This is a genomic window from Acidisoma sp. L85 (assembly GCF_009765865.1).
Lineage (GTDB): Bacteria > Pseudomonadota > Alphaproteobacteria > Acetobacterales > Acetobacteraceae > Acidisoma.
In genome coordinates this window covers 416323-424980 of the sequence record NZ_LMUQ01000052.1, presented here as the reverse complement: position 1 = coordinate 424980, position 8658 = coordinate 416323, and the positions used below count along the sequence as shown (strand labels likewise).

10 protein-coding genes are annotated in these 8658 nt (G+C 59.6%); 5 read left to right on the top strand and 5 right to left on the bottom strand.

Features of this window, described 5'->3' with window-relative positions; translation table 11 throughout:
• Both GSQ83_RS17755 and GSQ83_RS17750 read right to left on the bottom strand, forming a co-directional pair.
• Positions 1 to 498 (bottom strand): DinB family protein (locus tag GSQ83_RS17755; RefSeq protein ID WP_174246675.1); only part of this gene is annotated, 498 nt, incomplete at its 3' end.
• 593 nt (positions 499 to 1091) lie between these two features.
• Entirely contained in the window at positions 1092 to 1646 is a 555-nt protein-coding gene (locus tag GSQ83_RS17750; protein ID WP_158804180.1) for a hypothetical protein, read from the bottom strand.
• Positions 1647 to 1694: 48 nt separating this feature from the next.
• On the opposite strand from GSQ83_RS17750, the gene GSQ83_RS17745 reads away from it, so the two are divergent.
• From GSQ83_RS17745 to GSQ83_RS17735, 3 genes are all read left to right on the top strand, one after another.
• Positions 1695 to 2309: a MarR family winged helix-turn-helix transcriptional regulator gene (locus GSQ83_RS17745; protein WP_216850294.1), complete on the top strand. Its 615-nt coding sequence runs from the start codon at positions 1695 to 1697 to the stop codon at positions 2307 to 2309.
• Between the two features lie 61 nt (positions 2310 to 2370).
• Entirely contained in the window at positions 2371 to 3246 is an 876-nt protein-coding gene (locus GSQ83_RS17740) for an alpha/beta fold hydrolase (RefSeq protein WP_158804179.1), read from the top strand.
• Positions 3247 to 3254: 8 nt separating this feature from the next.
• Positions 3255 to 3689 (top strand): hypothetical protein, encoded by a 435-nt coding sequence (locus tag GSQ83_RS17735; RefSeq protein ID WP_216850293.1) that lies wholly within the window; start codon positions 3255 to 3257, stop codon positions 3687 to 3689.
• Positions 3690 to 3903: 214 nt separating this feature from the next.
• Here the strand turns inward: GSQ83_RS17735 and GSQ83_RS17730 are convergent, their stop codons facing one another.
• The 3 genes from GSQ83_RS17730 to GSQ83_RS17720 form a co-directional block, all read right to left on the bottom strand.
• Complete coding sequence (locus tag GSQ83_RS17730; protein WP_158804178.1) at positions 3904 to 4314, bottom strand: cupin domain-containing protein; 411 nt, start codon at positions 4312 to 4314, stop codon at positions 3904 to 3906.
• A gap of 929 nt (positions 4315 to 5243) precedes the next feature.
• Positions 5244 to 5393: a hypothetical protein gene (locus tag GSQ83_RS17725; protein WP_158804177.1), complete on the bottom strand. Its 150-nt coding sequence runs from the start codon at positions 5391 to 5393 to the stop codon at positions 5244 to 5246.
• Positions 5394 to 5525: 132 nt separating this feature from the next.
• Complete coding sequence (locus GSQ83_RS17720; RefSeq protein WP_158804176.1) at positions 5526 to 5873, bottom strand: response regulator; 348 nt, start codon at positions 5871 to 5873, stop codon at positions 5526 to 5528.
• Positions 5874 to 6186: 313 nt separating this feature from the next.
• On the opposite strand from GSQ83_RS17720, the gene GSQ83_RS17715 reads away from it, so the two are divergent.
• Positions 6187 to 8118: a PAS domain-containing sensor histidine kinase gene (locus GSQ83_RS17715; protein WP_254065753.1), complete on the top strand. Its 1932-nt coding sequence runs from the start codon at positions 6187 to 6189 to the stop codon at positions 8116 to 8118.
• A 183-nt stretch (positions 8119 to 8301) separates the two neighbouring features.
• Positions 8302 to 8658: MbcA/ParS/Xre antitoxin family protein (locus tag GSQ83_RS17710; RefSeq protein ID WP_158804174.1), on the top strand; the 357-nt coding region annotated here is incomplete at its 3' end.

The window sequence follows — 8658 nt, the reverse complement described above, 5'->3', positions numbered from 1 at the left end:
AAAAGCGTGCTTGATGTCCGTCAGCAGCAATTCCTGGTGCTGCTGCTCATGATGCAGACCTATGACGACGAGATTGACGACCTCGGAGCTGCAGTTCGCAAGAAGTCGCGTCATTGCCGCATCGACATGCGCTCTGTAGTCTGACACCGCCTGTATACCTGGCCTGCTAAGAACGCCGCGTGATCCCCGCGGCGGGCGGGGGCCGACGGCCTCATAATAGGAATTGAAAACGTATCCGAATGCCGGATCGAAGACCTCGTAGCCCGGCAGATTCGGAAGCAGCACGAAGGTTTCGAAAAACCAGGTCGTATGCGCGCGGTGCCATTTGGTTGGGCTAGCATCCGGCATAGACTGGATAGTCTGGTCCTCGGGCGACAACGGCGCCGCCAGCGCCTCCGTCTCAGACCGCACGCGGAGATAGTGGCACTGCAGCCATTCAATGGGTTGCGCTTCATCACGCGCAAATGGCGGTAGCGTTTCGTCGCAAATGGCGGGCATCACTCGTCTCCTGATTCGCATGGCCAGATCATCACGCATGTCCTGCTGGGTGACAGGCTCTGTCCACCTAAATCATGCTTTGCTTCATTGTGGAATTCTAAATGCTGTTAGCTGTTCTATTCGAACAAGGGGACATCCTGAAACCCAAGGCCGAGCGTAGATTGATGAGCAGCAAGAAGCCAGCGCGCCGGCGGTCACAAGAAAGCTTCAGAGCGTAGGCGGTATACAACGCCGGCAGTCATTGTGTCGATTGGGCCCTCAGCGCTGAACCCAAACCTTTATGCTTCCCAGAGGGCGTCGCAAATACGTCGAGAGACCCGAAATATGTCAACACACTCCGCCCGCCCGAGGGTACCAGATGCGTGGCTTATGACTTCCGTCAGGTGCGTGTTTTTGCAGCCAGCTAGATCACGATTTCGTCATCAAAGAAGGCCCTGAGCGGCGGCTAGAGGTGCCCGCCGGCGTTCCTGCTGACCGGGCTTAGTATCAACGCCGCACATCGTCAGATCCAGGATGCGGCTCCCAACAATCCCACCTAGCGCATCCGCCGATGGAAGTGTCTGCTTAGCCCGGTCGCTGTCGGCGCCGCGAAGTCATCGAGCGCTTTTCAGAAGCGTCACTCGCGCTTTCGCCACGCGGGGAGCGCTCTCCTCGACCAGCCCGGCACCGCCGACCGCTTCCCGAAAGCGCTTGGCGGCGCAGCGCGGCACATCGCGTATTACGAAGACGGCGCCATCCGGAATAGACGTCGACCACGTGCTCGGCGACGTGAGGCATCGTGGCTTCCCAGCTAGAAATTGAATGCCCCGACCTGGGCGAGCGCCACGCAGATTCCTGAGCGATGCTGCGATCTCGCGCCCTACGAGATAGATCGGCGTCTCATGTGCTTCGAACACAGAACGAAAGGGCACGTCCTCCCCGACCGTGATTTGAAGATCAATCACGTCTCCCTTGGCTGCGATCGTGCCGTCAACCGCCCATATGTCTAGACACACTGCGCGCAATGCCTGTTCCTGTTCGAGCGGAAAGACCCAACCGATTGCCGCGCCGAGCCACACCCCACCGATCTGCCTTGCGCGAAATGGCAACGTCGGATGATAGGGTGCCTTGAGTTCTAGTCGCGCCGACGCGGCGCTAATGACAACCATGTCAGGCTCTCCCCCGAACTGGACGAATCCTAAGCGACGGCGAATCGCGTGCCAAACCCGAACTCGAAGCAATCTGATGAATTCGATGAATCAGCCGCGGCCGAGAAATCAGCAAAACGAATCAATGGGGACAACCCGATCGCAACGGCACCCGCTAGACAAAGCTTGACTCGATATTGTATATGCAACACAAGGCGGCTTATGAGAGAGAATAGCAGTCCTGTTGAGGGCGAGATCATCGCTGAGATGAACAGCGGCTGCGTGCTCATGCGCGCCCGCCTGATCTCGAGAGTACTTACAGCCATGTATGACGAGGAATTGCGGCCCTTCGGGATTGGTTCACCTCAGTTCGCGTTACTCGTAATCATATTCGGGATACAGCCCGCGACCCGTGCGGCAATAGGCCGGTACCACCACCAAGATCGATCGACGCTGACGCGCAACCTCAAGATTCTAATTTCCGAAGGCTGGGCAGCGGAAGTTGAGGACGAAGGTGGGGGTCGAGGTCGACCAATCATTCTGACGAAGGCAGGCAAAACCCTTTTAGTGCGAGCGGCGCCAGCATGGCGGATGGCGCAGGCGCGAGGCAAGGCTTTGCTGACGGAAAACGGAACGACCGCCATCACGGAGATCGCCAATGGCATCATGAATTCGCCGCGCTAAGCATTTGCCTTGAATATTGCGTACGCAAAAGAGACAGCCCGAAACAGGAGGCCGTAACGAAATGGGTATCGAGCCGAGCTTCGACGAACACCTTGTCCCACGCGAGCAAGGTGAAGTCTATGCGCGAGACTATGCCGGCGCCGCCCCCGCCTTCGTATTGTTGCACGGATTTCCCGACAACCTCCATATCTATGACCAGCTGGTTCCGCATCTGGTTGCCGCTGGGCGGCGCGTTGTCACATTCGACTTCCTCGGATACGGCGCTTCCGATAAGCCGGCCGGAAATCGCTATGGTTTCAAGCAACAACTGGGGGATCTCGAGGCCGTTGTCGAAGCATTGGGTATCGATAAGATCGTTCCCGTCGCACACGATGCCGGCGGTCCCGCAGCGATCAACTTCGCCATCGACCACCCGGACCGCGTCGCCTCGCTATGTATTCTAAATACTTTCTACGCCGCGGCTCCGAGCCTTCGGCTGCCGGAACTGATCGAGCTCTTCGCGACCCCTGGCCTCAAGGCGCTTGCCGACGCGATTCTGCAAAGTCCCGAACAATTTGCCTGGCTGCTCAGGTTTCAGCAGAGAATATTCCTTGAGACCTTGCCGGAAGAGCACAAGGCGGCCTTCGAGGCTTTTCTTGCTCCTATCATCAACAATAATTTCAATTTCGGGCGAGCGGCCGGTTCCGGCCCGGCCTCCGCGCAGATGACAGCGCAGATTTTCGAGGAAGTCGCGCGAAACACGCTGCGCCTTGCCGAGATGGAGGCGCTTGATATTCCGGTCAAGCTGATCTGGGGAGGCGCCGATCTAGCCCTCAACACGGGTGTCGCCGACGATTTTAAGTCTCATTTCAAGCATGCCTCCCTCAGCGTATTGCCGGCAGGACATTGGCTGCAAGTCGACATGCCCGAAGCCGTCGCGAGGGAAATGCTATCGTGAAACGTGACATGAAGAGCTTAATCTGGCTGGGCAACTTCGCAGCTTTCGCAGGGGTTCTCGCGCTGGCAGGCCCCGCCGCCTCGTTCGCCCAGGCGGCAGCGCCGGTTGAGCCGCCGGCGTCCTCCGTCCCCTCGGTGCCCACCACCAAGATCCTTGCAATCGGCAACTTCACTGCCAAGGCGACACCGAAATTGTGGATGCCGATCCTGCCCTTGGAAGTCCGCGCGACCGTGCACCTATACCTCGATGGAAAGATCGACCAATGGTACATCAAGCAAGACCATAGCGGGGTCGTGTTCGTCATGAACCTCACCGACCCTCAAGAAGCCCTCGCGGTTCTTGACAAACTGCCGCTAGGCCAAGCTGGGTTGATGGCATTCCAGCTCATACCGCTCGGCCCGATCAGCCCGCTTCGCCTGTTGCTCTCCGGACCAGCCAGGTAATACCGACCGCGAGGGCCGCCACTACTGCCTCGCCCAAGCCTTGCTGCCGCCGCTGAGCAAGGCCGGCTGCCGCGCAGGTCAATCCAATTGCTCAACCGTGGTCTTCAGCGAGGAGATGAGACCATTGCCGGTGCGGATGCCATCGTCTGTTCTCCTACGACGCTATCGGGATTGGCTGCTTCGGCGCGCAGCCGGTTGCCCGTGCGGTCGGCCCTCAAGAAATCTCCCGGTCGGCGCCGTATTGGGCGTCGGTCACTTTCTCCATCCAATCGACCGCCCTGCCGTCAAGCGTTTCCGCGATTGCGACATGGCTCATGGCCACCGTCGGTGACGCGCCGTGCCAATGCTTCTCACCTGGCTCGAACCAGATGATGTCGCCAGGGCGAATCACCTCAATCGCTCCGCCCTCACGCTGGGCCCGGCCCAGACCCGAAATCACCAGCAGCGTCTGACCCAATGGATGGGTATGCCAAGCCGTGCGTGCGCCGGGCTCAAAAGTGACCGTCACGCCGGTTACTCGTGCGGGCTCCGTCGCCTGGAACCGTGCATCGATCCGAACCGTGCCCGTGAAGTAGTCGCTTGGCCCCCTCGCTGAAGGGATCGACCCGCTACGCTTGATGTCCATAGTCATTCTCCTGGCTGGCCAGCCCACTCACCGATCGCTCTTACCAGAGCAGCTCTGCCGGTCCAATCACCGAGGTGTCCCTGTGTCGAGGCCAGCCGCGGCTATCCGAAGGAACAAGGGGCATACATCGAGGCTGACCGTTCAGTGGCCGGAAAGATGCCCGCGGTTTTTGGCACGCCCTGGTCGGGTGGGGCGGGCGCCAAGCTATGCATGCGTGATGAGAACCGTGAACTGACATTTTATCCAGTGCCGCGAAACTACGGGTCCAGCCGAATAGAATTACGACTATTGTAAGAGAGCTCGATATTTCGTCGATAAATGCGGAGCTGGCTGGCACGAACGGCGTTGATGCGCATAGCGTCAGCGGCTACCTCGGGTGGTGCGACAATGCCGCGCCAACCCACGAAACGAACATCCTGTTGTCGCCACAACGATCTATGTGCCGAAGCGCTACTTCTCAATCGAAGAAGGCGCTCGCGGCTTGGAGCCATAGCATGAGCACGAGCGAGCCTTCGGCTTGGAAAACCCTTGGCCTGGGAATATCGGCGACATTGCTCTTCATTGGCTATGCTCGCGCGCAAGATACGACCTCCGGCGCGGCGCATGCCTCAGCGTCGGCGGCCTCTCCGGCGCTAGGGTCTTGGGAAAACACGATCAAGCTTTCGGCTCAGTTCGAAGCGTGCATCGCTGGCAACCCCGCGGGACCTTCCAACGGCCTAAACCTTGGTCAGCTCTATACCGACAAGGCCAATAAGTTCGAGCTTAACTCAACTACATTCGCGACGACGCCTTTCAGGCGGACGGCGACGGTGCCGCGCATACGCATCTTACGCCCTCAACGACCATCTCACCTTGAATGGGTGGATCGAGGTGTAGCGGGACGACAAGGGATTCTTTGTCGCAGGCTTCCCAGGCAACCACAGTTTTGTCTATTCGGAACCCGGTATTCCCACAACGACGATCGCGGCCACGCCGACCACATACAGCGAATTCACCGTCGGCGTCACATACAAGCCTGGGCTACCAAGCCCGATCCAGACATTGATGCTTCGCCCCGAGTTTACGATACGATCGGTCATTGACCGGCACCACACCGTTCAATGACGGCCGCGACAGCGGTGCCATTACCCTAGCCGCCGATGCGATAGTCGGCTTCTGACAAGGAAGTAGCGAGTACTGATGCCATCATATCGACCGGCAGCTTGCCACCGTTAAGCGGCCATCTGCCTTACGGTTCTAACGATTTCGCTCGTTCGGTAAGGTTTGCGGAAGAAGAGGGGCGGAGGAGCGAGGCTGTTGAGGCGCTCTGTCAATTGCGGAGCATATCCAGACACGACGATCACAACAATTGTGGGATGAAGTTCGCGGGCACGCACCGCGACATCTATGCCGTCCATTTTGCCAGGCATCCGCACATCGGTGAGAACCACATCGATTTCGTCTGCGTCTACGAGTAGCAATGCCGCCGCATCACCAGTTTCGGCCTCTATAACATCAAAGCCCTCGTCCTTGAGAGCCTCCGCGGCCATTTCCCGGACTATAGGTTCGTCCTCGACCAACAGTACTCGCAACAAACCCATCGACGGCCTCCTATCAAGTAGCTCTCTCTCTACGTTCCTATCAAATGGCCATAATTGGACCGGCAAAACACGATAGCGACAGAGGAGCACGAATTGCCGTGAGGCTACCGTCAGGCTCCCCTCCGCTCGTGCCACGCGCCGGTTCCTACGGTCAACTTCGCGTGACCCTGTGCCGCAGTAACGCCGATTGCCGCTGGGACGCAGAGTCCGAAGGGACTTCGTATGCAAACGCTTCTGTATGACGATTCGGCTTTGAGGCATGAATAGCGGCAGACGCCAGAGGAACAGGCACGTGTCATCCGCGGTCGATACTTACGAACTGCTCGTCCAAAGCGTTGTGGACTATGCGATCTACATGCTTGATCCCAATGGACGAGTGGTGAGTTGGAATGCCGGTGCGGAGCGGATCAAGGGTTTTAGCGCTCAGGAGATCATCGGCGAACACTTCTCGCGCTTCTATACGGACGAGGATAGAGCCGCAGGTGTCCCCGCGCAGGCGCTGAAGATTGCCGCCGAGAGCGGTCGCTTCGCCACTGAGGCCTGGCGGCGCCGTAAGGATGGCAGCCGCTTCTGGGCGATGGTGGTCATCGACCCTATCCGAAAGGGCGGCGAGCTAGTGGGCTTCGCCAAGATCACCCGCGACATGACCGAGCAGCGAACCGCACAGCTCGCAATGCTGGAAACTGAACGCGGTTTTCGTCTGCTCGTTCAGGGGGTGACGGACTATGCCATCTACATGCTGGACCCTGATGGCAAGGTCACCAACTGGAATGCAGGGGCCGAGCGCATCAAGGGTTATGCAGCTTCCGAGGTTTTAGGGCAGCATTTTTCCCGATTTTACACGCCCGAGGATTTCGACAGCGGCCTGCCATCGACGGCGCTGGAAACGGCGCGGCGTGTGGGCCGTTACGAAGCAGAAGGGTGGCGGCTCCGGAAGGACGGCAGCCGCTTCTGGGCCAGCGTTGTGATCGATGCCATTCATGACAAGGGGAGGCTCATCGGCTTCGCCAAGATAACCCGGGACCTCACCGAACGGCAGGAGGCGCAGCTTCAGTTGGAACGATCGCGCGAGCAGCTGTTCCAGTCGCAGAAGATGGAGGCCATCGGCCAGCTCACGGGGGGCCTAGCGCATGACTTCAATAACCTATTGACCGGAATCACGGGCAGCCTCGAACTGATGAAGGCCCGGCTGGCTCAGGGCCGGATTGGCGATCTCGACCGCTACATCACGGCCGCGCAGGGTGCCGCCAGCCGCGCGGCGGCACTGACGCATCGGCTCCTCGCCTTCGCGCGGCGACAGCCACTTGATCCTAAGCCGACCAGTCCGAACCGGCTGATTGCCGACATGGAGGAACTGGTCCGGCGCACGGTCGGGCCGGAAATCGTGGTGGAGACGGTGCTTTCGATCGGACTCTGGCCAACCTTGTGTGACCCGAACCAGCTCGAGAATGCGATTCTCAACCTTTGTATCAATGCCCGGGACGCCATGCCGAACGGCGGCCGGCTCACAATCGAAACCGCCAATACTTGGCTCGACGAGCGCGGCGCAGGCGAGCGTGACATGCAGCCCGGTCAGTATGTGGCGATTTGCGTGACCGATACGGGAACAGGAATGCTGCCTGAGGTCATCGCGCGAGCCTTCGATCCTTTCTTCACCACCAAGCCGCTCGGCCAGGGTACCGGCCTAGGCCTGTCGATGATCTACGGCTTCGCCAAGCAGTCCGGCGGACAGGTTCGGATTTATTCGGAGGAAGGCGCGGGCACCACGATGCGCATCTACCTCCCCCGGCATCGTGGTGAGGTGGACGAGGAAGTGATCCCACCCAGGCTCTCCGACGCGCCCCGAGCGCAGGCTGGGGAGACAGTGTTGATCGTCGATGACGAGCCGACCGTGCGCATGCTGGTCACCGAAGTGCTCGATGAACTGGGCTATGCGGCGATCGAAGCGGCAGACGGAACGTCCGGGCTGAAAGTGCTGCAATCGGACGTAAGGATCGACTTGCTGATTACCGATGTCGGTCTACCAAAGGGCATGAATGGCCGCCAAATGGCGGATGCCGCCCGGGAGGCCCGCCCGACGCTGAAGGTCCTTTTCATTACGGGCTACGCCGAGAACGCCGCGGTGGGCGATGGCCACCTGGAGCCGGGCATGTACCTGCTGACCAAGCCCTTCGCGATGGAAATGCTGGCCTCCAGAATCAAAACCATCATCACGGGGTCATAGCGTCATGCACGGGCAGCTCCTTACCGGTGGCTGGATAGGCAACTCGCCCAGCATTAGAGTTAGCTTGTAACTTGTTGAAATGGCTTCGATGCCACCGAAGATAGGAGCGGAGAATCAAATCAACGGCCATTTCTTGCAAATTTGCAGCAATCGCCCTATTTTATGCAAATCAGGAGTGACGCGATGCTGCAAACCCAGGAACGGATACGGCTTGCCCCTCAGGGCATCGATCCAGCCGCCGCTCTCCGCGGCTTCTTCGCCATCGTGCAGGCTTGGGGGCTGAGTGCAGAGGATGCACGCGCATTGCTCGGCGCGCCGGCCGAGCGGACCTTCTATGCTTGGCGCGCCGGGAACGCCGTGCGGGTGCCGATGGATACGCTGCGCCGCATCGGCTACGTCGCCGGCATCTACAAGGCGCTCGAGCTGGTCTATTCCGACCCGCATCTCGCGGATGACTGGATCAAGCGACCCAATCGCGCTTTCGGCGACCAGACGCCTCTGCAGCGCATGCGCGCTGGGGACGTCACCGATCTTGCGGCG